General features: G+C 58.2%; 18 protein-coding genes and 1 pseudogene. 9 read left to right on the top strand and 10 right to left on the bottom strand.

Annotation, left to right across the window (positions count from 1 at the left end; genetic code table 11):
• The first annotated feature begins 50 nt into the window (after positions 1–50).
• Both ltrA and B7E11_RS07105 read left to right on the top strand, forming a co-directional pair.
• Complete coding sequence (ltrA, locus tag B7E11_RS07110; protein ID WP_080832919.1) at positions 51–1,442, top strand: group II intron reverse transcriptase/maturase; 1,392 nt, start codon at positions 51–53, stop codon at positions 1,440–1,442.
• Between the two features lie 314 nt (positions 1,443–1,756).
• A complete protein-coding gene (locus B7E11_RS07105; protein WP_080833781.1) occupies positions 1,757–2,938 on the top strand; it encodes an IS110 family RNA-guided transposase in 1,182 nt (393 codons plus the stop codon).
• Positions 2,939–3,333: 395 nt separating this feature from the next.
• Here B7E11_RS07105 and B7E11_RS07100 read toward each other — a convergent pair whose 3' ends face one another.
• The 4 genes and pseudogenes from B7E11_RS07100 to B7E11_RS07090 all read right to left on the bottom strand — a co-directional run bounded on the left by B7E11_RS07100 (position 3,334) and on the right by B7E11_RS07090 (position 6,940).
• Complete coding sequence (locus B7E11_RS07100) at positions 3,334–4,599, bottom strand: IS3 family transposase (RefSeq protein ID WP_245809648.1); 1,266 nt, start codon at positions 4,597–4,599, stop codon at positions 3,334–3,336.
• Positions 4,600–4,787: 188 nt separating this feature from the next.
• Positions 4,788–4,841: pseudogene (locus B7E11_RS30155) on the bottom strand (hypothetical protein); the annotation flags it as partial.
• Positions 4,842–5,291: 450 nt separating this feature from the next.
• Positions 5,292–6,134, bottom strand: a complete 843-nt coding sequence (locus B7E11_RS07095) for a GNAT family N-acetyltransferase (protein ID WP_176220637.1) — start codon at positions 6,132–6,134, stop codon at positions 5,292–5,294.
• 77 nt (positions 6,135–6,211) lie between these two features.
• Positions 6,212–6,940 (bottom strand): Crp/Fnr family transcriptional regulator, encoded by a 729-nt coding sequence (locus B7E11_RS07090; protein ID WP_080832917.1) that lies wholly within the window; start codon positions 6,938–6,940, stop codon positions 6,212–6,214.
• Positions 6,941–7,130: 190 nt separating this feature from the next.
• Between B7E11_RS07090 and mobA the strand changes: the two genes are divergently transcribed.
• From mobA to B7E11_RS07065, 5 genes are all read left to right on the top strand, one after another.
• Entirely contained in the window at positions 7,131–7,787 is a 657-nt protein-coding gene (mobA, locus tag B7E11_RS07085; RefSeq protein ID WP_080832916.1) for a molybdenum cofactor guanylyltransferase, read from the top strand.
• A 99-nt stretch (positions 7,788–7,886) separates the two neighbouring features.
• Entirely contained in the window at positions 7,887–10,490 is a 2,604-nt protein-coding gene (gene adhE, locus B7E11_RS07080) for a bifunctional acetaldehyde-CoA/alcohol dehydrogenase (RefSeq protein ID WP_080832915.1), read from the top strand.
• A 33-nt stretch (positions 10,491–10,523) separates the two neighbouring features.
• Positions 10,524–12,797 (top strand): formate C-acetyltransferase, encoded by a 2,274-nt coding sequence (pflB, locus tag B7E11_RS07075; RefSeq protein WP_080832914.1) that lies wholly within the window; start codon positions 10,524–10,526, stop codon positions 12,795–12,797.
• A 45-nt stretch (positions 12,798–12,842) separates the two neighbouring features.
• Positions 12,843–13,598: a pyruvate formate-lyase-activating protein gene (gene pflA, locus B7E11_RS07070; protein WP_080832913.1), complete on the top strand. Its 756-nt coding sequence runs from the start codon at positions 12,843–12,845 to the stop codon at positions 13,596–13,598.
• 279 nt (positions 13,599–13,877) lie between these two features.
• Entirely contained in the window at positions 13,878–14,954 is a 1,077-nt protein-coding gene (locus tag B7E11_RS07065; RefSeq protein WP_080832912.1) for a Gfo/Idh/MocA family protein, read from the top strand.
• A gap of 80 nt (positions 14,955–15,034) precedes the next feature.
• On the opposite strand, the gene B7E11_RS07060 is transcribed toward B7E11_RS07065, so the two are convergent.
• Positions 15,035–15,652, bottom strand: coding sequence for a class I SAM-dependent methyltransferase (locus tag B7E11_RS07060; RefSeq protein WP_080832911.1), 618 nt, complete (start codon positions 15,650–15,652; stop codon positions 15,035–15,037).
• 228 nt (positions 15,653–15,880) lie between these two features.
• Here B7E11_RS07060 and B7E11_RS07055 point away from each other — a divergent pair, with 228 nt between their 5' ends.
• Positions 15,881–16,108 carry a hypothetical protein gene (locus B7E11_RS07055; RefSeq protein WP_080832910.1) on the top strand — a complete coding sequence of 76 codons (228 nt, stop codon included), beginning with the start codon at positions 15,881–15,883 and terminating at the stop codon, positions 16,106–16,108.
• A gap of 82 nt (positions 16,109–16,190) precedes the next feature.
• On the opposite strand, the gene B7E11_RS07050 is transcribed toward B7E11_RS07055, so the two are convergent.
• The 3 genes from B7E11_RS07050 to B7E11_RS07040 form a co-directional block, all read right to left on the bottom strand.
• A complete protein-coding gene (locus B7E11_RS07050; RefSeq protein ID WP_080832909.1) occupies positions 16,191–16,610 on the bottom strand; it encodes a hypothetical protein in 420 nt (139 codons plus the stop codon).
• Positions 16,611–16,873: 263 nt separating this feature from the next.
• Positions 16,874–18,073, bottom strand: a complete 1,200-nt coding sequence (locus B7E11_RS07045) for a superoxide dismutase (RefSeq protein ID WP_080832908.1) — start codon at positions 18,071–18,073, stop codon at positions 16,874–16,876.
• An 83-nt stretch (positions 18,074–18,156) separates the two neighbouring features.
• Positions 18,157–19,188 carry an alpha/beta hydrolase gene (locus B7E11_RS07040; RefSeq protein WP_080832907.1) on the bottom strand — a complete coding sequence of 344 codons (1,032 nt, stop codon included), beginning with the start codon at positions 19,186–19,188 and terminating at the stop codon, positions 18,157–18,159.
• 212 nt (positions 19,189–19,400) lie between these two features.
• Between B7E11_RS07040 and B7E11_RS07035 the strand changes: the two genes are divergently transcribed.
• Complete coding sequence (locus B7E11_RS07035) at positions 19,401–20,144, top strand: IclR family transcriptional regulator (RefSeq protein WP_080832906.1); 744 nt, start codon at positions 19,401–19,403, stop codon at positions 20,142–20,144.
• Between the two features lie 108 nt (positions 20,145–20,252).
• Here B7E11_RS07035 and B7E11_RS07030 read toward each other — a convergent pair whose 3' ends face one another.
• Together B7E11_RS07030 and acnA are read right to left on the bottom strand one after the other, a co-directional pair.
• Complete coding sequence (locus B7E11_RS07030; RefSeq protein WP_139787107.1) at positions 20,253–21,302, bottom strand: YlbL family protein; 1,050 nt, start codon at positions 21,300–21,302, stop codon at positions 20,253–20,255.
• A gap of 177 nt (positions 21,303–21,479) precedes the next feature.
• Positions 21,480–24,194: an aconitate hydratase AcnA gene (gene acnA, locus B7E11_RS07025; protein WP_080832904.1), complete on the bottom strand. Its 2,715-nt coding sequence runs from the start codon at positions 24,192–24,194 to the stop codon at positions 21,480–21,482.
• Positions 24,195–24,317: the final 123 nt, after the last annotated feature.

Raw genomic sequence — 24,317 nt, 5'->3', positions numbered from 1 at the left:
ACGGGACGCCGGAAACCGGAAGGGCTGAACCGAAAGGAGAGAGGAAACCGATGCGTTCGCACGAGGAGCAAAGACAGCAGAATATCTCGCAAGAGAGCTTGCGGCAAAGAGAAGCGGTGAAGCCGTCAGGGTATGCCGAAGCGCCGAGTTCTACGACGGCACAAGTCGCCCCTTCCTCTCGCGAAGCGAATAACGACTTGTTAGAACGAATGCTCAAAGGAGATAACCTTAGGCTCGCCTACAAGCGAGTGGTGCAGAACGGAGGGGCGCCCGGTGTGGACAGTGTAACGGTAGCGAATCTACAAGCTTACCTGAAAACACACTGGGAAACGGTGAAAACCGAACTCCTCGCGGGAACCTACAGACCCATGCCCGTCAAACGAGTGGAAATCCCCAAGCCCGGAGGCGGCGTGAGGCTGCTTGGCATCCCGACCGTGATGGACCGCTTTCTTCAACAAGCCCTTCTACAAGTGATGAATCCGATCTTCGATGCGGACTTCTCGAGGCGTAGCTACGGCTTTCGCCCCGGAAAGCGAGCGCATGACGCGGTAAAGCAAGCTCAGCACTACATCCAGGAAGGTTTTCGATGGGTGGTAGACATGGACTTAGCGAAGTTCTTTGACCGAATCAACCACGACATGCTCATGGCAAGAGTAGCAAGGAAAGTGACGGACAAGCGTGTCCTAAAGCTCATTCGCGCCTATCTTAATGCTGGGGTTATGGCGAATGGGGTGTTCGAAAAGACGGGAGAGGGAACGCCGCAAGGGGGACCTCTGAGCCCGCTTTTAGCGAACATTCTACTGGACGACTTGGACAAAGAGCTGACAAAACGAGGATTGCGATTTGTCCGCTATGCGGACGACTGCAATATTTTCGTTGCCAGTAAACGTGCAGGCGAACGCGTCATGGAGTCGGTAACGCGCTTCGTAGAAGGAAAGCTAAAACTGAAAGTGAATCGAGAGAAAAGCGCAGTAGATCGTCCTTGGAACCGTAAGTTCCTCGGATTCAGTTTCCTGTGGGATAAAAAGGCGACGATTCGGTTAGCCCCACAGACCATTTCGCGGTTTAAAGAGAAGGTACGAGAGCTGACGAACCGTTCGCGGTCGATGTCTATGGAAAACCGGATTATGCAATTAAACCGCTATCTCATCGGCTGGATTGGCTATTTCCGACTAGCATCGGCAAAGGGACACTGCGAGAAACTCGACCAGTGGACTCGCCGCAGACTGCGTATGTGCTTATGGAAGCAATGGAAACGTGTACGTACTCGAATCCGTGAGCTTCGAGCACTCGGCGTCCCAGAATGGGCGTGTTTTGTCATGGCTAACTCCAGACGCGGTGCTTGGGAAATGTCTCGAAACACAAATAATGCCCTCCCGACTTCCTACTGGGAAGCGAAAGGGCTGAAAAGTTTGCTTACTCGTTATTTAGCACTTTGTTAACCTTTTGGAACCGCCGTATGCGGACCCGCATGTACGGTGGTGTGAGAGGACGGAGGCTAGGCGCCTCCTCCTACTCGATTTATTAGGTCAGCCAGAGATTTCTGGTTGGCCTATTTTTATTGGGATCTTACGATGGTGGTAGCCGGGAGAACGAGGGTGGCTTAGGGGCTAGGACCCCGTCAAAAAAACTGTTCTCTCACTACCTTCCAACGACCATGTTTGAGCTGGTAGGGGCAATGACCTCGCATCACAAGCGAAGCTATGGGTTTGGAAGCCATGTGGGAATGCCGGTGAACGAATTGAAGGAGGGTTTTATGCAACCAGTTGTAGGCGTGGATGTAGCGAAAGGTTTTAGCGTGATACAGCCATTCTTAAGACGGAACGAGCCATACGGAAGGATGGAGAACCTTCAGCATGGGGAGAATGGTTTTGCGCGATTAGGGGAATTGTTAGAGCAACTAAAGCGAGTGAGCGGCGAGGACCCCGTTGTTGTCCTCGAAGCGACGGGCCACTACCATCGGGGGTTAGTGGGATATTTAAAAGTTAACGGATGGATCCACTACATCGTCAACCCCCTCCGAGCCAAACGAGCAAAGGGAACGCAGCTCCGTAAGGTGAAAACGGATGCGGCCGATGCTTGGCATCTGGCTGAGCTGTATTACAAGGGAGATGTAGTTCCACACCGCGAATGGCAAGAATCCTATACGGAGCTTCAGCACCTGACTAGACAGCATGAGTTTGTAACCGGCATGTATGTACAGGCAAAATTGAATAGCAGGGCATTAATGGAGCAAGTATTTCCGGATTACATTGGAATATTCCACAATCTTTTTTCGAAAACGTCATTGAAGGTGCTGAAGCGATGCTTAATGAACCAGACAACAGATCTAGGGGAATTTATTCGAGAATGCACAGGTAAATCCCATTCAAAAGTGTGGATAGAAGAGAAGGTAACGAAGCTTAGTGAAATTCTTCATAACTGGGCTAGGCAAGTTAAGAGTCCATCTCAGACAATTGCACTGAACAGCATGGTTTCGTTGCTGCTGGAGTTTGACGAGCAATTAACCCAGTTGGAAAAGCAAATGAATGAACTGGCCGAAGAACTGCCGGAGATACAATTGATTAAGAGCATACCTGGCATAGGGGACAAACTTGCTGCACAGATTGCAGCTGAACTCGGGGATGCCAGCCAATTCGAAGATGCCAAGCAGGCTGTGGCTTTTGCAGGACTAGATCCGGGAATCTACAGTTCGGGGAAATTTACAGCCACGTCTAACCGAATTACCAAAAGGGGCTCCAAAAGGCTAAGGCGAGCGTTGTATCTAGCCGTACAGTGCGGAATTCGAAGAGGTGCTAACCGAAGGATAACCGATTACTACAAAAAGAAAAGGATAGAGGGCAAGCCCTACAAGGTGGTCGTGATCGCTTGCGCCAACAAGCTTCTCCATCACGTGTACGCCATCCTTCGTAAAAGCGAGCCCTACCACGAGAACTAAATGCCAAACTTAACCATAATCCTTCTCGCCAAAGAAGGTTATTTGTGCTGCCTAAAAACGAGTATACCAAAACAATTTCAATTGCACCAAACCCAAATACTTGACAAGCATTAGCTGGTTTTTTTGTTGGAAGTTGGCTCGGCCCTCCGCGGATCCATTGAGTTTGGGCTGCCATCTAAAGCTTCCAAACGCATGCAGCCGCGCCCAGTTGAGTAAAAATGACCCGCTTTGCCGCCTCCGCGCAAACTCTGTCGCTCCGGTTGAGTCGTGACGACTCATTTCAACCCGCCAAACGCATGCGGCCGCACGCAGTTGGGTAAAAATGACTCACCTTACCGCCTCCGTTTGCGGTATTTGTCAAGATAGTTGTCGCGATTCCTTAGGGAAAGTAAATGTTAAGATAGCGATTTTTTTGCAGCCGGAATAAGCGTCACTTTTTCAGGATTCAGCCAGACTTCATCTTTCAGGCTCCAGTCGCGAATGGTGCCAGACCAGCGATTAGGGTTTCTGGCTTTTGCGGCCAAATAAATCTCCTTGCGTTTCTCAAACACTTGGTGTGCTAATCCTTCATGCCGCTGGTTAGGTGTAATAAAATTCAGTCCGCTGTGTCGATGTTGTTCGTTGTACCAGCGAACAAATCGCATGACCCATTCACGCGCCTCTGACAAGGCCTTAAAGCCTTCCGTTGGATAGCCAGGACGGTACTTGCATGTGCGGAAAATCGATTCTGCGTAAGGGTTGTCGTTGCTGACGCGTGGTCGGCTTCGAGAGGGGGTAATGCCCAAACTGTACAGGGTCTCCAGCAACGTGGCCCCCTTCATCGGGCTTCCGTTATCCGAGTGAAGCACAAGCGGCTGCCGACGAATCACGCATTGCTCTCGCACGACCGTACGACGGATCAATTGACTGGCATGCTCGGCAGACTCTTCTTCCCAAATCTCCCAGCCTACAATTTTACGGCTGTACAAATCCAGGATGAGATACAGGTAGAAGAACAACCCCTTCACGGGCCCGGGCAACCAAGTGATATCCCACATCCATACTTCATTCGGGCCGCTCGCAGCGTGGCTGGTGATGGGTTTAGGCGTGCGTTTCTTGCTGCGCCCGCGATGGTGCTGCTGATTGTATTTATGCATCACCCGGTAAAAGCTGGACTCGGAGGCGATGTAGGTTCCTTCATCGGCCAGCGCCGGCACAATCTGGCTTGGCGGCAGGCTCCTGTACGGCGGCTGCTGAAGAACCTCCAGCACCTGCTGCTCTTCTGCATCGCTTAGCTTGTTAGCGGGTGTCGGCCGTTTGGCGTGAGGGCGTCCGTCTACGGTGCCGCCTTGCTTGCGCCAGCGCTGGAGCGTCCGCTGAGTCAGTCCGAGCTCTCGGCAAGCAGCCGCTTCTCTTGCACCGGCTGCAACGGCGTCTTGCATGAGTGGAATGGCATGCTCGCTCTCCGAGGCACTGATGATTCGCCCTCTTGGGCCCCCCAGATCGCTCGAGCCTTTTTTCGCAACCCCATCAAGGCACCGGCTTAGGTGAGCGCCGCCTCTTTGGGCTTTAGCTCTCGATTTAATGCCTTGTTCTCTTGCTCTTTCTCGCGGAGTTCCTTCTGAAGCCTGTTCGCTTGCGAGACGATTCCGCCATTGGCTTGCATACACGCATCGCGCCATGCTTCCACCTGCTCAACAAACAGCCCTTTTGTCCGACAATACTCCGCCAGCTCGATTTCGCTCAAACTTGCGGTTTCGACAACGACAGCGAACTTCTCCTGCGTACTCCAACGTTCGGGCTGTACGTCATCGGCAGGCGTCATACCTTGTGCTTTTGCCGCCTTCTTCCACTTAAATAAAGTCGTCTCCGATAGACCGATTTCCTTAGCAAGCCGACTGACCGGCTCGTTGTACGGGGGCATCATACGCTGTACAATGCTTTGCTTGAATTCTTTGGTTACGGGATTCACGTTCTCCACCTCGTCCTCGTTTCTCCTCACTATATATTCAATTTGGGGGTACGACAACTATTCTGACAGAGGGGGTTTGCGCGCCGTCGCTCCGGTTGAGTCGTGACGACTCATCTCAACCCGCCAAACGCACGGAGCCGCGCGCAGTTGGGTAAAAATGACTCACCTTACCGCCTCCGTTTGCGCGCCGTCGCTCCGGTTGAGTCGTGACGACTCATCTCAACCCGCCAAACGCACGGAGCCGCGCGCAGTTGGGTAAAAATGACTCACCTTACCGCCTCCGTGTGCGCGCCGTCGCTCCAATTGAGTCGTGACGACTCATCTCAACCCGCCAAACGCATGCAGCCGGCACGCAATTGAAGGACAAGCCGGGCAAAAAAGCCGGACACCCGGCATCCGGCTTCACCCGCAGCCTCTCCTGCGGTACCAATAAGCGTATACGGTTCGGAAGCCCAGCTTGTCGTAAAGGCGAACGGCCGGAGCGTTGGCCTGAACGACCTGCAAGTAGCCGGTATCGGCTCCGCAAGCAGCTCCCCAATGCAAAATGTGCAGCAGCAGCTGCTCCCCGAATCCCCGGTTGCGGCATTCCGGATTCGTCACGATTTCATACAGCCCGACATAGCGGTCCTCGACGACGCCCATGCCGCAAGCGACGGGCTTTCCTTCGCAAAACAAGGTGAAAAAGCCTTTGGCGTAGGGCGCCGCTTCCATGATTCGGCGGGCGGCCGACGTCTGCTCGGGCGAATAGTCGAGCCACTCGGAAACAAGCTCCATCCAGCGCACGGAAGGAGACCGCTCTACGCCAATGTCGTTCGTCTTCGGCTGCGGCAGTCCGGCGAGCGCCGCCGACTTAACGGCCGAAGGTTCGAGGAGGTCGTACCCGAACGACTGAAGCAAGCCGTCCAGATGCCGGGAGGCGGCAAAAGGCGTTATTTTAAACACGGCCGGAAGACCCGCGTTACGGTAAATTTCCTCGCAGGCTCCGATTTTTTCCCGCAGCGTTCGTCCGGTTTCCGCCGGCGGGCCCCAAAGCGGCTGAACGGAGTTGGCCCGTTTCGTGAAGCCCTCGGACAACCGGATGAGCCAGCCGTCGCGGACGAACTGGCGCAATCCCGGCCATGCGTTCAAGGTCAGCTGTTCGATGCGTTCGCCCTCGATTTGATGCCGGTTCGGCGCCGGAGCTTTCGTTCCGGAAGCTTCGTTCAAGCGATCCGGCTCCGCCGAACGGCTGCATTGGTCGATCACGCACGTCACTTCCATTCGCTTCAGTATAATTATACACTACTAATTATAATTATACGGAAACGATTTTCAACCCCCGGCTACATTCGGCACACTTCCTTCGGACAGCTTTCGCACCGGCAAATTTTTCGCAAATAGTCCATGTCTTTGACGACCAGGTAACCGTCCTTGACGAGAATGACGTTTTCCTTGCGGTACTCGGACAGCATTCGATTGACGCATTCCCTTGACGCTCCGATCATATCCGCGAGCTCGGTATGGTTGATTTTCAACGAAATCAACGTTCCGTCGCTGTCGGGAACGCCGTTGGAATTGCACAAGCGGATAAGCAGCGAGCAGAGCGCCCCGGATTTTCCGTAAAGCATCAGGTCCCGAAATTTCGTTTGGGTCATCCGGTGCATCAGACCCATCCACTTCATGAATTCGATGGCAAAATCGCCGTGCTGCCACAGCAGCACTTCAAGATCGGCCATCTGGATCAGCCCGATTTCCCCGGGTTCGATCACTTCGGCGTTAAACGAGTGAACCGGCTTGCCGGACGGATCGGGCTGGCCGTACAGATCTCCGTTTTGGAGCAGATAAAGCGTGATGTGGCGTCCGTTGTCCGACGTTTTCGTAATGCGAAGCCGGCCGGTGCGGACGAACAGGAGTTTGTCCGCAGGATCGCCTTCCCAGAACAGGACGGTGCCTTTTTCGATTGTTTTGCGGTACATGATGCTCTGAAGCTTGGCAAAGCTGTCGGCGGAAAAACACCGGGCCGTTCCTTCCGTACCTTCGTTGCAAATCGGGATTCGGGCGGTCGGGTTCATTCGCGGCACGCTCCTTCAGTTCGGATACTCTTATTGTAAAGGAATCCCGCAGTGGGATTTATGAGGGGAATGACTGAATCTGCGGGGGAAATTCCCTGATTTTGACCGGAAATGATCTACATCACTGCGGCCGGCCGACTTTATCGGGTTTAATCGTTTCAGGAAACCTTGAAGAAAGGAGCTGCCCAAAATGCCGACGCAACCGTCCGAAAGCATCCCGCCTTCGCGGGATGTATCCGCGGAACCGCCCGTAAGCGGAATTATTCTCGCGGGAGGCCGCAGCCGGGTGAAGCGCGGAGAGCTGAAGGCGTTATGGCCGATCGACGGGGAGCCGCTGCTGGCAAGGCAAATCCGTTTGATGAGGTCCTGGTGCAAGGAAATCATGGTGGTCACCGACACGCCGCGCTTGTATTTGCCGCTCGTCCCCGCGGATGTCCGCATCGTCACCGATTACGCGAAGGGAAAAGGGCCGCTGGGCGGCATGGCGGCAGGGTTGTCGCTCGCGCAGCTCCCCTATGCGTGGATCGTCGGCAGCCGCATGGCGGATTTGTCCGTTCCGGCCGCCCGGCTGCTGTTGGCGCGCTGCGCAGCCGGACGAAAGGAGGCGGTGTGGCCGTCGGATTCGAGCGGGCCGTATCCGCTGCACGGCATTTACGCCTGCGCGAGCGCCGGCCGCGTCGTCCGGTTGTTCGAGGAAGGCCGGCGAGGGCTGGCGGATTTGCCGAGATTTCTGCTCTGGGACGAGGTGACGGAAAACGAATTCGCCCGGCACGGCATCGCATTCGATTTTGTCCGCGAGCGGACCGCCGGCGGCGCCGTTTATCCTTTTCCGGCCGACCGAAGGTAAAAATCCGTTGTGACGCCGATCATAGCGGGCGGGAATTCCGGCGATTTATGCTGTAACCGTAAGAGTCCAGAGGTTTATCTTTTGGGGAGGCGGAGGCCTATGACGGTAAAAGAGAGCCGGGCGCAGCCGAACGCGGCGGCCGATCAGGCGAACGCTCTCGTCGCGAGGGCGCATCAGGCGATGGAGGCGTATTTCCGCCTCGATCAGGAACGAATCGATGCCATCGTGCAGGCCATGGCGCTGGCGGGTTTGAACCGCCACATGGAGCTCGCGAAGCTTGCCGTGGAGGAGACGGGACGCGGCGTGTACGAGGACAAAATCACGAAAAACATGTTCGCGACCGAGTCCGTCTATCACAGCATCAAATACGACAAGACGGTCGGGGTGATCGAAGACAATCCTTACGAGAGCTACCAGAAGGTCGCGGAGCCGGTCGGCGTCATCGCCGGGGTGACTCCGGTGACGAACCCGACGTCGACGACGATGTTCAAATCGCTGATCGCGGCCAAAACGCGAAATCCGATCATTTTCGCGTTTCATCCGTCCGCGCAGCGCTCGAGCGCCGCGGCGGCGCAAACGCTGCGCGACGCGGCCGTCAAGGCGGGCGCGCCGGAGCATTGCATCCAGTGGATCGAATCCCCGTCCGTGGAAGCGACGCAGGCGCTCATGAACCATCCCGGCGTGGCGCTCGTGCTCGCCACCGGAGGCTCAGCGATGGTGAAGGCGGCGTACAGCACCGGCAAGCCGGCGCTCGGGGTCGGACCCGGGAACGTGCCGTGCCTGATCGAGAAATCCGCCGATTTGAGGCAGGCGGTGACCGACCTCATCTTGTCCAAGACGTTCGACAACGGCATGATTTGCGCGTCCGAGCAGGCGGTTATCGTGGAGGAGGCCGTGTACGACCAGGTCCGCAAGCTGATGATCGAGTACGGCTGTTACTTTTTGAACAAGGAAGAGACGGAGGCCGTGTCGAGGCTGGTGATCAACCCGGAAAAATGCGCCGTGAACGCGGCCATCGTCGGCCAGCCCGCGGAGCGCATCGCCGAATTGGCGGGCGTCGAGGTTCCGCCGGGAACGAAAATTCTCGTGGCCGAGCTGGGCGGCGTCGGGGACGCCTGGCCGCTTTCCGCCGAGAAGCTGAGTCCGGTGCTCGCCTGCTACAAAGTGTCGACCGTGCACCAGGGCATCGCCAGAGCGGCGGAAGTCGTGGCCTACGGCGGCATGGGGCACTCCTCGGTCATCCATTCCCGCAACGAGGAGGCGATCGCCGCGTTCGCGAGGCGTTTGCAAACGGGACGGGTCATCGTGAACGCCCCGTCGACGCACGGCGCGATCGGCGACATTTACAACACGAACCTGCCGTCCCTCACGCTCGGCTGCGGTTCGTACGGACACAACTCGACGACGGCGAACGTAACGGCGGTCAATTTGATCAACGTGAAAAGGGTGGCGAGGCGTACGCTGAACATGCAATGGTTCAAAGTGCCTCCGAAGGTGTATTTCGAGCGGGGGGCGACGCAATATCTGGAGAAAATGCCGGACATCTCGCGGGTGCTGATCGTCACCGACGCGACGATGGCGCAGCTCGGCTACGTGGAGAAGGTCGAGTACTATTTGCGCAAGCGGAAAACTCCTGTCAGCATCGAAGTGTTTGCCGACGTGGAGCCCGATCCGTCGACCGATACGGTCGACAAAGGCACGGCGCTGATGCGGGCGTTCCGGCCGGACTGCATCGTGGCGCTCGGCGGGGGCTCGCCGATGGACGCCGCGAAGGCGATGTGGCTGTTCTACGAATACCCGGACACCGAATTCGACGCGCTCAAGCAAAAATTTCTCGACATCCGCAAACGGGTGTACAAATATCCGCGGCTCGGCTACAAGGCGAAATTCGTCGCCATTCCGACGACGTCCGGCACCGGCTCCGAAGTGACCTCGTTCGCCGTCATTACGGACAAAAACAAAGGAAATACGAAATACCCGCTCGCCGATTACGAGCTGACGCCGGACGTGGCGATCGTCGACCCGGAATTCGTTTACAGCTTGCCGAAGACGGCCGTCGCGGACACGGGGATGGACGTCCTGACGCACGCGATCGAAGCGTACGTGTCGGTCATGGCGAACGATTATACGGACGGGCTCGCGCTGCAGGCGATCCGGCTCGTCTTCGACAACCTGGAACGTTCGTTCCATACTTCGGATCCGCAAGCTCGTGAAAAAATGCACAATGCCTCGACAATCGCCGGAATGGCGTTCGCCAACGCTTTTCTCGGGATCAACCACAGCCTGGCTCACAAGTGGGGAGGGCAGTACCGTACGGCGCACGGGCGGACGAACGCGATTTTGATGCCGCACGTCATTAAATACAACGCCGGCAAGCCGACCAAATTCGCGTCGTTTCCGAAGTACGGCCATTTCATCGCAGACGAGCGGTATGCCGATATCGCCCGGCTGCTGGGGCTTCCGGCGAAGACGACGGAGGAGGGCGTCGGCAGCCTGATCGCGGCGGTGCGGAAGCTGAACCGCTCGCTCGGCATTCCCGAGAAATTCGCCGATCTCGGCATTCCGGCGAGCGACTTCGAGTTGCGCGTCGACGAACTCGCGGACCGCGCGTTCGAGGACCAGTGCACGACGGCCAATCCGCGGATGCCGCTCGTGACGGAGCTGGCGGACATTTACCGGAACGCATACTACGGCAGATTTTAACCGGATTCCCGATTTTATTTGGAGGTGCTTGACATGGCGAAGGTTGCAGACGAGGTTCGGAACCGCGCGAAGCCGGGGGGCGGCCCTTGGCGGGGGTTTGCGGATGGCGAATGGAAAAAACGGATCGACGTGTCCGGCTTCATTTTGCGGAACGTTGCTCCCTACGACGGGGACGAGGCGTTCCTCGCCCCGCCGACGGAGGCGACGCGTTCCCTGTGGGACCGGGTGCTGGAGCTGATGCGCCGGGAACGGGAAAACGGCGGCGTGCTCGATATCGACGTCCATACCGTGTCGACGATTGCGTCGCACGGTCCGGGCTATATCGAGCGCGGCAAGGAAAAAATCGTCGGGCTGCAAACCGACGCGCCGCTGCGGCGGGCGGTTCAGCCGTTCGGGGGCATCCGGATGGCGGCCGACGCCTGCGAAGCCTACGGCTACCGGCTGCCGGACGACATGATCCGGCTGTTCACCGACATCCGCAAAACGCATAACCAGGGCGTGTTCGACGCGTATACGACGGAAATGCGGACAGCGCGCAAAGCCGGCATCATTACCGGGCTGCCCGACGCCTACGGCCGCGGGCGGATTATCGGGGACTACCGGCGGGCCGCGCTGTACGGCGTCGACCGCCTCATCGACGACAAGCGGGACGATTTGCGGGAGCTGGAGGTTTGCGAAATGTCGGAGGAGGTCATCCGGCAGCGCGAGGAGCTTTCCGAGCAGATTCGCAGCCTGCAGGAGCTGAAGAAGATGGCGGCTTCCTACGGCTTCGATATCTCCAGGCCTGCGGCCGATGCGCGCGAGGCGTTTCAATGGCTGTACTTCGCTTACCTGGCCGCGATCAAGGAGCAGAACGGGGCGGCGATGAGCCTCGGCCGCGTGTCGACGTTTCTCGATATTTACATCGAGCGGGATTTGGCGGAAGGCACGCTGACCGAAGCGGAAGCGCAGGAGCTGGTCGACCATTTCGTCATGAAGCTCCGGCTCGTCAAATTTTTGCGGACGCCCGACTACAACGAATTGTTCAGCGGCGACCCGACGTGGGTGACGGAATCGATCGGCGGCATGGCGCTGGACGGCCGGACGCTGGTAACCCGCAACTCGTTCCGTTTTCTTCATACGCTTTATAACCTGGGGCCGGCGCCCGAGCCGAACCTGACGGTGCTCTGGTCCGAGCGTCTCCCGCGGGCGTTCAAGGCCTATTGCGCCAAAGTGTCCATCGCGACAAGCTCGATCCAGTATGAAAACGACGAGCTGATGCGCCCGCTGTTCGGGGACGATTACGGCATCGCGTGCTGCGTTTCGGCGATGCGGATCGGCAAGCAGATGCAGTTTTTCGGGGCGCGGGCGAATTTGGCGAAGGCGCTTCTGTACGCGATCAACGGCGGCATCGACGAGAAGCTCGGCATCCAGGTCGGCCCGAAGCTCGTTCCGCTGACCGGGGACACGCTCGATTACGCGGAAGTGGCGGCCAACTACGACGAGGTGCTGGAATGGCTTGCGGGCCTGTATATGAACACGCTCAACGTCATCCACTACATGCACGACAAATACTGCTACGAACGGCTGGAAATGGCGCTGCACGACCGGGAGATCGTCCGCACGATGGCGTGCGGCATCGCCGGGCTCTCGGTGGCGGCCGACTCCTTGAGCGCGATCAAGCACGCCAAAGTGCGGCCGATCCGCAACGAGCAAGGCGTCGCGATCGATTTCGCGATCGAGGGCGACTATCCGCAATACGGCAATAACGACGACCGGGCGGACCGGATCGCGGTCGAGCTGGCGGAATCGTTCATGAACAAGCTGCGCAAGCACCATGCGTACCGGAATGCGATTCCGACCCTGTCGGTGCTGACGATCACCTCGAACGTCGTGTACGGCAAAAAAACCGGCAGCACGCCCGACGGCCGAAAGAGCGGGGAGCCGTTCGCGCCGGGGGCGAACCCGATGCACGGACGCGACCGCAAGGGAGCGCTCGCGTCGCTCGGCTCGGTCGCCAAAATTCCGTACGCGAGCTGCCAGGACGGCATTTCGAACACGTTCTCGATCGTGCCGAAAGCGCTTGGCCGGGAGGAGGAGGCGAGAAGCGGCGTGCTGGTGTCGCTTCTGGACGGCTATACGGCAAGCGGCGGGCACCATTTGAACGTCAACGTGTTCAACCGCGAGCAGCTGCTGGATGCGATGGAGCATCCGGAGAAATACCCGCAGCTGACGATCCGCGTGTCGGGCTATGCGGTCAACTTCATCAAGCTGACGAGAGAACAGCAGCTTGACGTCGTGAACCGGACGTTTCACGGAGCGATGTGACCGGGCGTCCGGCTGCGCCCCGAAACCCGAAGGGAGGCGAAGGCCATGCATAACGAAGGCCGCATCCATTCCATCGATACGTTCGGCACCGTCGACGGCCCGGGCATTCGCTTCGTGCTCTTTGCGCAGGGGTGCGCGCTGCAGTGCGGGTACTGCCACAACCCGGATACGTGGAATCCCCGGGACGGCCGAACGGCGACGGTCGAGGAGTTGCTGGCGGAAATCGAGCCTTACGTTCCGTATTACAGCCGCTCCGGCGGCGGCATTACCGTCACGGGAGGGGAGCCGACGCTGCAGGCGCCCTTCGTCGCCCGGCTGCTGGCCGAGTGCAAGAGGCGCTGGGGGCTGCATACGGCGCTCGATTCCTCAGGCTTCTGCGACCCTCATCACGTCGAGGAACTGATGGAGGTCACCGATCTCGTGCTGCTCGATCTGAAGCAGCTGAACCGCGAGCGGCACATTGCCCTGACTAGCCAGCCCAACGACCGGACGCTCGCCTTCGCCCGCTGGCTGTCGGAGCGGGGGAAGCCCGTATGGATTCGCCACGTGCTCATTCCGGACGTGACGGACGACATGGCGGACTTGACCGCTCTGGGGGCGTTCATGGGCACGCTGGGCAACGTGGCGAAGTTCGAGCTGCTGCCGTACCACCGGATGGGGGTATACAAGTGGGAACGGCTCGGCAAAGCGTATCCGCTGGAGGGCGTCCGGCCGCCGGAGGAAAAAGAAATGCGGCGCGCCCGGCATCTGATCGAAATGGCTTTGCGCGACGCGAAGACCGTCCGCATCGGCGAATCATAGAAAAGCCGCTCCCTTGTCCGATCGTTTCGCGCCGACGGGGGAGCGGCTTTTTAGCGACGAGAAAGCGCCCGGGCAAGCTTGCGGGACACGCGGCGTAATTTTCGCCATGATGCCTATTTTCCAATGCAGGCCCCCCTGGCGCGAGGAGGAGCGTTCCCCGGACGTTTGTCCATCGCGAATAAGAAAAGGGCCAAATCGGACATCGTATTCCGGGCGGGATGTGGCGTATGATGACGGTAAAGCAGCGAAATCAACCATGGTATGGAGGTTTTTCAACAGATGGGTTCCTCAGATAAAATCCGAATCGGCCTCATCGGAGCCGGCAATATCGGAAACGTGCACCTGCAAGAATTCGGCAAGCTCGGTCAGGAATGCGAAATCGCCGCGATTACGGACGCATATCTTCCGCTCGCGGAGCAGCGGGCGCAGCAATACGGCATTCAAACGGTCGCCCCGTCGCCGGAAGCGCTCATCGAGCGCGGCGACATCGACGCGGTGATCGTCGCCGTGCCGAACCAAAGCCATGCGCCGCTGACGATCCGGGCGCTGGAAAGCGGTAAGCACGTGCTCGTCGAAAAGCCGATGGGACTTCATTCCGGGGCGGCCAAAGACATCGTCCGCGCGGAGAAGAAATACGGCAAGACGGTCATGGTCGCGCATCAGATGAGGTGGGATTGGCTGCCGCTGCAAGTGAAATCGCAAATCGAGCAGGGCGAGCTGGGCAACATTTACACGGCCAAAACCGGCTGGTACCGCCGCAAGGGCATTCCCGGCTGGGGCACGTGGTTTACGCGGAAGGACCAGTCCGGCGGCGGGCCGCTCATCGATATCGGCGTGCATATGCTGGATCTGGCGTTTTTCCTGATGGGCGAGCCGAAGCCGGTATCGGTATACGGGTCCACCTACGCGGAATTCGGTCCGCGCAAAAAAGGGATCGGCACGTGGGGCAAGCCGGATTGGAACGGCATCTACGACGTCGAGGATCTGGCGACGGCGATCATCAAGATGGACAACGGGGCCTCGCTGACGCTGGAAGTGAGCTGGGCCGTGCACATGAACACGGACAGCAGCCCGTTCGTTCACATCATGGGCTCGGACGGCGGAGCGTTCCTGAGAGGCAACGAAGGCATGTTCCTGACGGAAAAATTCGACCGCCCGGTCGACGTGCCGCTGCGGGCCCCGGATAACGACGAAGGAAGCCGCGTGCGGTTGAGCCGCCACTTCCTCGAATGCATTCGCGAAGGGAAAACGCCGTGGACTTCCGCCGAGACGGGATTGCGGACGAATCTGATCATCGACGCGATTTACGAGTCGTCCCGTACGGGCGGGGAAGTCAAGCTGGACTGGAGCCTGTAATCCTGGCTTCTAATGCGAAAAAAGACAGAATCCTTTAATCCGGGGTTCTGTCTTTTTTACGGACAAGTCCGATTTCGCGATCAAACGTTAATCGGGTGCTCGGCAGGCAGCGGCTTTGGCCTCGGTGCGGCACTGAAAAAAAGTTCATTATAGACAAAGCATTTTGTAAATCTTTTCAGCACCTGGAAATCGTATTCGGCGTCCCGAAACAAATTCAAATAATCTTCCTCATAGCGAATATGTTCGCCCTCGTCGTACCAATTCATGAATCGGTTGTTGAATCGGGTCCGGTTGCACAAATAAGGCTCGATGACGACGATTTTCCCGGCAGGCTTCAATATCCTTGCAAATTCCAGCAAATATTCTCTGATCAGATTGTCGGGGATATGATGAAGCACGGCGACAATAAGGATGGTATCGATCGAACGGTCCGGGACCGCAATCCGTTTTGAATCAAATTCGATAAAACGATGATCGGGATACCGCTTTTTGGCGTACTCGATTCGTTTGACGTCGGGCTCGATGCCGATGTACGAATCCGGATTGCAGATGACGCAGTTCGCCCCGGTGCCTGCTCCGAAATCAAGAGGGTGGCCTGATCGTAAGTCGAAATGTTCGTTAATAAGGTTATGAATGTATTTTTTCGTAAACCATGCCGTTCGTACGAACGCATGGTACAATTGCGGCGGAAGAGGCATCGTTTTTTGTCACATCCAAGCGTTTTTTGAATGACGCGGGCAACCCGTTCGGGACCCGGAACGGTTGCACGACATCAGGGAGTATGTCCCGAAAGCGGAATAACGATACGGGTAAAATTCGGGCGGACGGACAATCTCTTAAAGTCCTCCGCTCGTTTGATATCCTGATAGGCAGGCAGGTATAATACATACGGAATAGATGAATGACAGGGAGCGGAAAGGGCTGCCATGCGCAAACTACATCAGAGACCGAGCGGCGCCAAGCTGTCCGTCATTATCGCGGCTATCGTTTTTTTTGCGGTAGCGGCAACCTTCGGGTTGAACACAGGGGTCGGCTATTTCACTCAAAAATCGGCTTTGGCGGAAAATACGCTTTCCCTGAACGCGAAGCAGGGAGGAAGGAGCCGGACGGTAGCGTATAAGCCGGAACCTTTGGTTTCTGCGAACTCCGGATAACCGGCCGATAGAATGACAAAAAAGAACAAGCCCCGATTTCCGAAAACCAGCTTGGCGGCCGGTGCGGGGCTTGTCCGTATGTTCAGCGGTTTTTCAGCATTTCGACGTCGGCTTTAAGCTTCAACTGTTCTCGGTTCAAGATGTCGATGCTGTAATCGTGAGCCTGCCACTTGGCGGAAAACTCGTGCCTCATCTCGGTTTGCTGTTCCGCGATCCGGGCGACGGACGCATTCGTCGATTTCACGATGCCGATCAGTTGAACGAGCAAATCTTCGTGCCGGTCCAGACGGCCGGAGGTTTCCCGTTTGAAGCTCCTGTAATCTTCCTTGTGCTCGCTGAAATCCCTTTTCAGCTCCGCCATCTCTTGCTTAAGTCCGGACACGTCTTCCTTAAGTCCGGACACGTCTTGCTTAAGTCCGGACACCTCCAGCTTAAGCTCCGCAAATTCCCCGCGGAAATCCCGCAGCTCCAGCAAAATCAAATCCAGCTTCTCGTCGCTCATCCCGAACAGCCTCCTCAATAAAATATAAATGGCGTTGCAGGCGAGTTCGCGTTCCCCGTGGTAGCGGTTGGAGTGCGGGGGGAGTCGGGAACATTTGTTCTAATTTTACTATATGGGCCATGAATTGACAAATTAAAAAAATGTCGAAGTAGGGGGCAGCCAAAGCTCATGAGGGGGAGGCGAGCGGGCGTCAAGGGCTCCGGAACGCAAAAAATCCCCGGCCGCAACGGAACCCTTCCGTCGCCGCCGGGGAGCGGATCGCCTCAATACGGCTGCCATTGCAGCGTTCTTGCCTTCGCGAAACGATCGGAAACATAAGGCCAGTTGACGACGTTCCACCAATCCTTGATATAACCCGCCCGATCGTTCTGATGCTTCAGGTAGTAGGCATGCTCCCATACGTCCAGCGGCAGCAGCGGCACGACATCCCATTGGGAAAGATTTTGATGCTTTTCGGCCGTCAAAATTTCGAGCCGGCGGGCGCGCGGGCTCCAGACGAGAATCGCCCAGCCGCCGCCTTCGACTTTGTCCGCGGCTTCCGTAAACTGCCGCTTGAAAGCCTCGTATCCGCCGAAATCGCGCTCGATTTGCTCGGCCAGCGGTCCCGTCGGCTTTCCTCCGCCTTTCGGCGACATCGCATCCCAAAATATCGTGTGCAAATAATGGCCGGCTCCGTGGAACGCCAGCTCCCGTTCCCAATGCTTCACGAGGTCGAAATCGCCCGTGCGCCGGGCCTCCTGCAGCTTGAGCTCCGCCTTGTTCAAGCCGTCCACGTAGCTCTGATGGTGCTTGTCGTGGTGTATCCGCATCGTCTTCTCGTCGATGTAGGGCTCCAAGGCATCATACGGATAAGGCAGCGGCGGCAGCGAATGCCCCCCGATCGGAACCGGACGTCCGGTCCCGACGCCGGGGAGCGGATCGGACCAGCTTCCTTCGGGGGATCTCGCCAGTCCGTCGGCGGGCTGCGGAATGTCCGGCCGCTCCGCAGCGTCGTCGCTTTCTTCTCCGTTCGGCCGAATTTGGCCCGCTGGCGCCGACGAAGCGGCCGGCTTCGGTTCGGAAGCGTCCAAATAGCGTCCGGATTCCGCCTGAAGCCGCTCCGCGAGGGCGGAGGCTTCCGGGTTTTTGCGAAAGGCTTCGCTATTTTTTCGGATCACCTTGAGGTGGCGAATATATTCGGCGGATTGCCGCTTTGCCTCCTCCTCGAGACGGGCAAATGAGGAAGCGCGCCGGGATAAATGAAACGGGGTGCCGGGCGTCGGCTCGTACAGCGAATAGCGGGCGGCAGCGGCCGTCCGCTCGAACACGAGCTGCCATTCGTTCAGCAGCTTCGCGAACGCCGGTTCAAGCCCGGGGATCCGTTCGCGCAGAAGGAGCGTTCCCTGGCTTTCCCGGGTTTTCCAACCGACCAATTCATTTGCCAGTTCAAATGGATATCCGCCAGAAGCTTCGGCTGTCGGCATGCCGATTCCCTCCCTCCATAAGTAGCAGCGACATATGGCTACGTACCTATGTTTATGCCGGGAAAACGGCCGTTTATGACACTTCAGACGGCGAAGGTTTCGCCCGGGACGGTTTCGCCGGAGCCGGAAGAGCGGCTAATGCCGTCTAAAAAAACCGAAGCGCGTTCGACATACTCCTCCGTATGGGTCCGAAAAATCATTTCGTGAAGAACGTCCGGAACGATCCACAGCTCGGAGGACGGATGGGATTGCGCCGCCGCGATATTTTCGGTCATCCATTGCGGGGATTTGTCGTCCGCCGTTCCGTACACGAGCATGATCGGAAACGGATAATCGGTGGATTGCGCTTGTTCCGAAGGGATTTGATCCACCGAATATCCGCTCCAAAGCGGGAATAAAAGCCGAACGAGATTCAGGGTCAGGGGTCGGGGAAGCGATACGTACCGGTTAATATTTTCATAAATCGTGTCTTCGTCCGCCAAAAACGTGCTGTCCAGGATCATGCCGTCGATCAGGTCCGTTTGAAGAGCGGCTTGAAGCGCGGTGCCGGCGCCCATGGAAAATCCCCAGACGACGAGTTCCGCGCTGCCTTGGCTGCGGGCGAACTGCAGCGCTCCGAGCAGCTGCTGCGATTCCGCTATCCCTCCGGTCGCCGCGGACGGCCGAACGGGGTCGGCGAACCCGTAGTCGAACATGAGCACATTATAGTTCCAGCCGTTAAGCAGCTCGGCGATATCGTACATCGGCACCCAAGGCTCCTCGCGATTGGCGCCGAACCCGTGGCTCAGGACGACGGTTCGCTCGCTGCCGCCGGGAATCCACCAGCCGTGCACCTGGGACGCCCCGTCCGCGCTCGGAAACGAGACGTCCGAATAGGGGAGGTTTTTGGCGGACATCGGGTTGAGCGACAGGGCGGCGACTTTCGGATGCGTAAGGAGATAAGCCGCGTAGGCAAAAATCGACACGACCAGCAAGACCGACGCGAAAATGAAAACGAGGACGGCCAGAAGCAGTCTCTTGCCTTTCCGCGAGACCGCGGCTTCCGGGACGAAAGCGGGGGATTCGGGCAAAGGCAGGGCGTCCAGAGGGCGGGAACTCAGCGTTGTCGTATTCATCGGGATCGCCTCCGCTTCGGATGAGGGTTTTCTAATGAAATCGTTAAAGTTATCGTAAAATTGAAAAAAGGGAGCGTCAACGAGACTTGTCGAATTGTTAGACAGACGTAATGAAACTGCAATGAAACGCTGCCAATATTTACGGGGTTGAGCGCATCGGTTATACTAGGTGTACCAGTGTTTCATGGAGTGAAACGATTGGAGGCCTTCGAATGGAAGACGAGAAAAAGACCGTACGCGCCGTCGAAAGAGCTCTCGACGTTCTCCTTTGTTTTACTTCGGGGAGCGAATGGGGGTTGACGGAAATCGCGCAGCGAGCCGGGCTTCACAAGAGCACGGTCCATCGTCTGCTGGCGACGTTGGAAGAGAAGGGCTTCGTCATGCGCGACGAGGCTACCGATAAATACAGGCTGGGCTTGCGGATTTTGGAGCTGTCCGCCCATTTGACCCAGTCCGACGACCCCGCGGTCGTCCTGCTCGAGGAAATGAAACGGCTGCGGGACCAATTGGGCGAAACGATCAGCTTGTACGTGCGCGACCGGCGCGACCGCGTCCGCATCCAGGCGGTGCAGAGCGAGCAGGCGATTCGCCGGGTCGCTCCGGTCGGGGCCCGGCTGCCGCTGTTCGTAGGCGCCTCAAGCAAGGTACTGCTCGCGTTTGCCGAACCGGAAGTGAAGGAAGCGCTGCTGAACGATCCGGCATGGCCCGCGTCCGTCGATATTCCGGCGTACGAGAAGCAACTGGCCGAGATCGCCGCCGCGGGCTACGCGACAAGCTTCGAGGAGCGCGAAGCGGGGGCGGCGGCCGTCGCCGCGCCGATTTTCAACCGGGCGGGCAAGCTGGTGGCGGCGTTGTCCGTCTCCGGACCTTCGAACCGGCTTACGCCGGACGTCATGGAGGAGCGGGCGCCCGCCATCGTCGCCGCCGCAAGGCGGATGGGCTCGCTGCTCGGCTAAAAAACCGGGGACTGCCGAAAGGTCGGAAAAGACCTTCGGGCAGTCCCCGGTTTTTCGTAACGGGATAAAGGACGGAAAACGACGTTTCCCAATCGGATTGCGACCGTTTTACGCTTTCGGCTCCAGTCCCCGCAAAAACGCCAGCGCGTCGTCCAGCGTCGAGACTTTCACCAGTTCGAGATCAAGGTCGAGCTCCTTGACCGTTTCCTCGGCTTCCTTCCAGTTGCTCGCGCCGTTCTTCTCGTCGTAGGGGACGAGGAAGTAATCCGCTTTTTCCCGGTCGGCGGCCATCAGCTTGTATTTGATGCCTCCGATCTGCCCGACCGTGCCGTCGGCAGCGATCGTGCCGGTGCCGGCCACCCGGTAGCCCCGGGACAGGTCGTCTCCGGTCAATTGGGCGACGATTTCCAGCGTCATCATAAGTCCGGCCGAAGGACCGCCGGTGTCCGCGAAATCGAACTTGACCGGGTCCGGCGCGGTCACCTTTAGCACGGTTTCCTGATAAAAGCCGACGCCAGGCTTGCCGGTCGAAGCCATCGCGATGAGCGGGACCTCGGCCTCGAACGGCTTGTCGCCTCTCGTTCCGGCCAATTTGACGGTTTCCCCGGCTTTTTTGGATTGAAGCACGGCCGTTAGCGATTCGGCCGTCAACGTTTCCTTGCCGTCGGCGGACGTAATGATATCCCCCTCCTGAAGCCCGTGCTCGCGGGCTTGCGTGTCCGGCAGAAACGCCCTGACGATGACGCCCTGCTCTTCGATTTGAATCTGCCGGCCGAGGGAGTCGTAGGCCGCCATCAGCGCCCCGTTTTCGGAGCTGTCCCGCATATAGGCGAGCAGGTTCCGGTAGGCGGCGTAATTGACCGTGCCTCCCGTGGCCTTCTCTTCGGTTACGATGTCCATTCGGGGGTTGATCCAAGCGTACAAGATGGAAAAAACGTTCGGTTTCGAATACGTCGAAACGGTCGTAAACAGCAATGCGCCTTTCTCCTCCAGTTCGTGCCCGGTTTCGACCCGGGGATGAACGGGCTCGGCCGAGCCCGGTCCATAGAGCACGTAAGGGAACGACCAATTGCTCGCCACGATAAAGAGAACGGCAACCAGCCCGACGATAACGGCCGATCGGTAGCGGCGGAGCCAATGTTTCTGTTCAGCAGCCATCCGGGCTTCACCTCCGGTAACATTATAGCGCAACAACGCGAGCGGAAACAAAAAAGAAAAGGAAAGAGCAGGAAACGACGGCACGTTTCGTTCCGCAACCGCGCCCCGCAACGCAAAAAAGTCCGAAAGCACGGGCGAACCGTACTTTCGGACTCGGGGCAGTGCGAAGCAAAAGATTTATTGCGCGGCCAGCATTTGGCGAAGCACCGTTTGCAGGATGCCGCTGTTGCGGTAGTAGTCGACGTCGACCATCGAGTCGAGGCGGACGGTAACCGGGAATTCGAACGTCGAACCGTCTTCGCGGGTAGCTTTGACGGTGAGCGTTTGGCCCGGCTGCACGTCGTTGCTCAGGCCGGCGATGTCGAACGTTTCGCGGCCGGTGATGCCGAGCGTCTTCCAGCTTTGGCCGTTTTGGAACTGCAGCGGCAGTACGCCCATGCCGACCAGGTTCGAACGGTGAATCCGCTCGAAGCTTTCGGCGATGACGGCCTTGACGCCGAGCAGGAACGTGCCTTTGGCCGCCCAGTCGCGGGAACTGCCGGTGCCGTATTCTTTGCCGGCGATGACGACGAGGTTTTTCTTCTCGTTTTGGTATTTCATCGAAGCGTCATAGATGGACATCACTTCGCCGGTCGGCAGGTACGTCGTCACGCCGCCTTCGGTGCCGGGTGCGACCTGGTTGCGAATCCGGATGTTGGCGAACGTGCCGCGCATCATCACTTCGTGGTTGCCGCGGCGGGAGCCGTACGAGTTGAAGTCCTTCTTGGCGACGCCATGCTCGGTCAGGTACAAGCCTGCCGGGCTGTCGGCCTTGATGTTCCCCGCCGGCGAAATGTGGTCCGTCGTGACCGAATCGCCGAGCAGCGCCAGCACGTTCGCGCTCTTGATGTCCGCGATGTCGCCCGGTTCGGAGCCGAGATCGGTGAAGAACGGCGGGTTGGCGATATAGGTCGACTTCGGATCCCATTCGTAAAGCTCGCCTTGCGGAACCGGGATTTGGTTCCATTGTTCGTTTTGCGTAAAGACGTTTTCATACTTGGCGCGGAACATGTCCGGGGACAGCGACTGGCGAATCGCTTCCTGAATTTCGTCGTTCGTCGGCCAAATGTCCTTCAGGTACACCGGCTCGTTGTCTTTGCCGAAGCCGATCGGATCGTTCGCCAGATCGATGTTGACCGTGCCGGCCAGCGCGTAGGCGACGACGAGCGGAGGCGAAGCCAGGTAGTTGGCTTTGACCTGGGCGTGCACGCGGCCTTCGAAGTTCCGGTTGCCGGACAGCACCGCGGCTACCGTCAGATCGTTGTCGGCGATCGCCTGGCTGACTTCGTCCGGCAGCGGGCCGGAGTTGCCGATGCAGGTCGCGCAGCCGTAGCCGGCGACGTAGAAGCCGATTTTCTCCAGGTACGGAAGCAGGCCGGCTTTGCGCAGGTAATCGGTAACGACGAGCGAACCCGGAGTCAGCGAGCTCTTGACGTATTCCGGCTTGGTCAGGCCGCGTTCGACGGCTTTCTTCGCGACCAGGGCCGCGCCAAGCATTACGCTCGGGTTGGACGTGTTCGTACAGCTCGTGATGGCGGCGATGACGACCGCGCCCGTCGTAAGCTCGCTTTTCTTGCCGTTTTTATGATGGACTTCCGCTTTTTGCGCGATCTTTTCGTCGGTGAGGCCGTAGCCGCCCTTGTCGATCGGCGTGCGGATAATTTCGTTGAATTCCTTCTTCATGTTCGTCAGCTCGACGCGGTCTTGCGGACGCTTCGGACCGGCGAGGCTCGGAACGATCGTGGACAAGTCCAGCTCGATGACGTCGGTGAACACCGGATCCGGCGTGTCGTCGGTGCGGAACATGCCTTGCGCCTTGTAATACGCTTCGACGAGCTCGATTTGCTTCTCGTCGCGGCCGGTCAGACGCATGTAGTTAAGCGTCTCGGAGTCGACCGGGAAGAAGCCGATCGTGGCGCCGTACTCCGGAGCCATGTTGGCCACCGTCGCGCGGTCGGCGAGGCTGATGTTGGAAAGGCCGGAACCGAAAAATTCGACGAACTTGCCGACGACGCCCTTTTTCCGCAAAATTTGCGTAATCGTAAGCGCCAGGTCGGTCGCGGTCGCGCCTTCGGCCAGACGGCCGGTCAGGCGGAAGCCGATGACTTCGGGCGTTACGAAATAAAGCGGTTGGCCGAGCATGCCGGCTTCGGCTTCGATGCCGCCGACGCCCCAGCCGACGACGCCAAGGCCGTTGATCATCGTCGTATGGGAGTCCGTGCCGACGAGGGAATCCGGGTAAACCTCGGTTACGCCGTCTTTCGTTTTGGTCGCGGCGACGGAAGCGAGATACTCGAGGTTGACCTGGTGAACGATACCGGTAGCCGGGGGAACGGCGCGGAAATTATCGAACGCCGTTTGCGCCCAGCGAAGAAAGCGGTAGCGCTCTTCGTTGCGCTCGAATTCGATGTCCATGTTCGTTTGCAGCGCGTCCGGCGTGCCGAACGCGTCAACCATGACGGAGTGGTCGATGACAAGGTCGACGGGAACGAGCGGGTTGATCCGTTTCGGATCGCCGCCGGCTTGCTTCACGGTTTCGCGCATGGCGGCCAGGTCGACGACGACCGGAACCCCGGTAAAGTCTTGAAGCACAATCCGCGCCGGAATGAACGGAACTTCTTTATCCTCGCGGCCGTTGGTCCAGCCGGCGAGTTGCTTGACATGCTCGCCCGTAATGGCGCGGCCGTCGAATTGACGGATCGCGGCTTCGAGCAGCACCTTCATCGAAAAAGGAAGTTTGGATACTGGGCCCGCACCTTGCTGTTCCAGCTCTTGCAAGCTGTAGTAGCGGTACGATTGTCCGGCTACCTTCAGCTCGGACTGCACCTTGTAAGGCAGGTTAGACAAATCAATCAGCCTCCTGAGTCGTTGAGAATGAGTTTCATTGCGTGAAACACGATTTCAAAAAACCTTCAGTTATAGTATAACGTCAGACATGCGTTCCGTAAAGTTACATTTGCTGGCTCTGTGAACGTT

This window comes from Cohnella massiliensis (assembly GCF_900169535.1).
Lineage (GTDB): Bacteria > Bacillota > Bacilli > Paenibacillales > Paenibacillaceae > Cohnella > Cohnella algarum.
Note: the sequence above shows the minus strand (reverse complement) of the source record. Positions and strands in the feature narration are given on the sequence as shown.

Bases quoted from the DNA above. Each gene is read 5' to 3' on its own strand.
- B7E11_RS07040 (WP_080832907.1), bottom strand. From the start codon at position 19,188: ATGAATACGACAACGCTGAGTTCCCGCCCTCTGGACGCCCTGCCTTTG.
- B7E11_RS07090 (WP_080832917.1), bottom strand. From the start codon at position 6,940: ATGAACCCGACCGCCCGAATCCCGATTTGCAACGAAGGTACGGAAGGA.
- B7E11_RS07045 (WP_080832908.1), bottom strand. From the start codon at position 18,073: ATGCCGACAGCCGAAGCTTCTGGCGGATATCCATTTGAACTGGCAAAT.
- mobA (WP_080832916.1), top strand. From the start codon at position 7,131: ATGCCGACGCAACCGTCCGAAAGCATCCCGCCTTCGCGGGATGTATCC.
- B7E11_RS07030 (WP_139787107.1), bottom strand. From the start codon at position 21,302: ATGGCTGCTGAACAGAAACATTGGCTCCGCCGCTACCGATCGGCCGTT.
- adhE (WP_080832915.1), top strand. From the start codon at position 7,887: ATGACGGTAAAAGAGAGCCGGGCGCAGCCGAACGCGGCGGCCGATCAG.
- pflA (WP_080832913.1), top strand. From the start codon at position 12,843: ATGCATAACGAAGGCCGCATCCATTCCATCGATACGTTCGGCACCGTC.
- pflB (WP_080832914.1), top strand. From the start codon at position 10,524: ATGGCGAAGGTTGCAGACGAGGTTCGGAACCGCGCGAAGCCGGGGGGC.
- ltrA (WP_080832919.1), top strand. From the start codon at position 51: ATGCGTTCGCACGAGGAGCAAAGACAGCAGAATATCTCGCAAGAGAGC.
- B7E11_RS07100 (WP_245809648.1), bottom strand. From the start codon at position 4,599: ATGGCGCGATGCGTGTATGCAAGCCAATGGCGGAATCGTCTCGCAAGC.
- B7E11_RS07035 (WP_080832906.1), top strand. From the start codon at position 19,401: ATGGAAGACGAGAAAAAGACCGTACGCGCCGTCGAAAGAGCTCTCGAC.
- B7E11_RS07055 (WP_080832910.1), top strand. From the start codon at position 15,881: ATGCGCAAACTACATCAGAGACCGAGCGGCGCCAAGCTGTCCGTCATT.
- B7E11_RS07050 (WP_080832909.1), bottom strand. From the start codon at position 16,610: ATGAGCGACGAGAAGCTGGATTTGATTTTGCTGGAGCTGCGGGATTTC.
- B7E11_RS07060 (WP_080832911.1), bottom strand. From the start codon at position 15,652: ATGCCTCTTCCGCCGCAATTGTACCATGCGTTCGTACGAACGGCATGG.
- B7E11_RS07105 (WP_080833781.1), top strand. From the start codon at position 1,757: ATGCAACCAGTTGTAGGCGTGGATGTAGCGAAAGGTTTTAGCGTGATA.
- B7E11_RS07065 (WP_080832912.1), top strand. From the start codon at position 13,878: ATGGGTTCCTCAGATAAAATCCGAATCGGCCTCATCGGAGCCGGCAAT.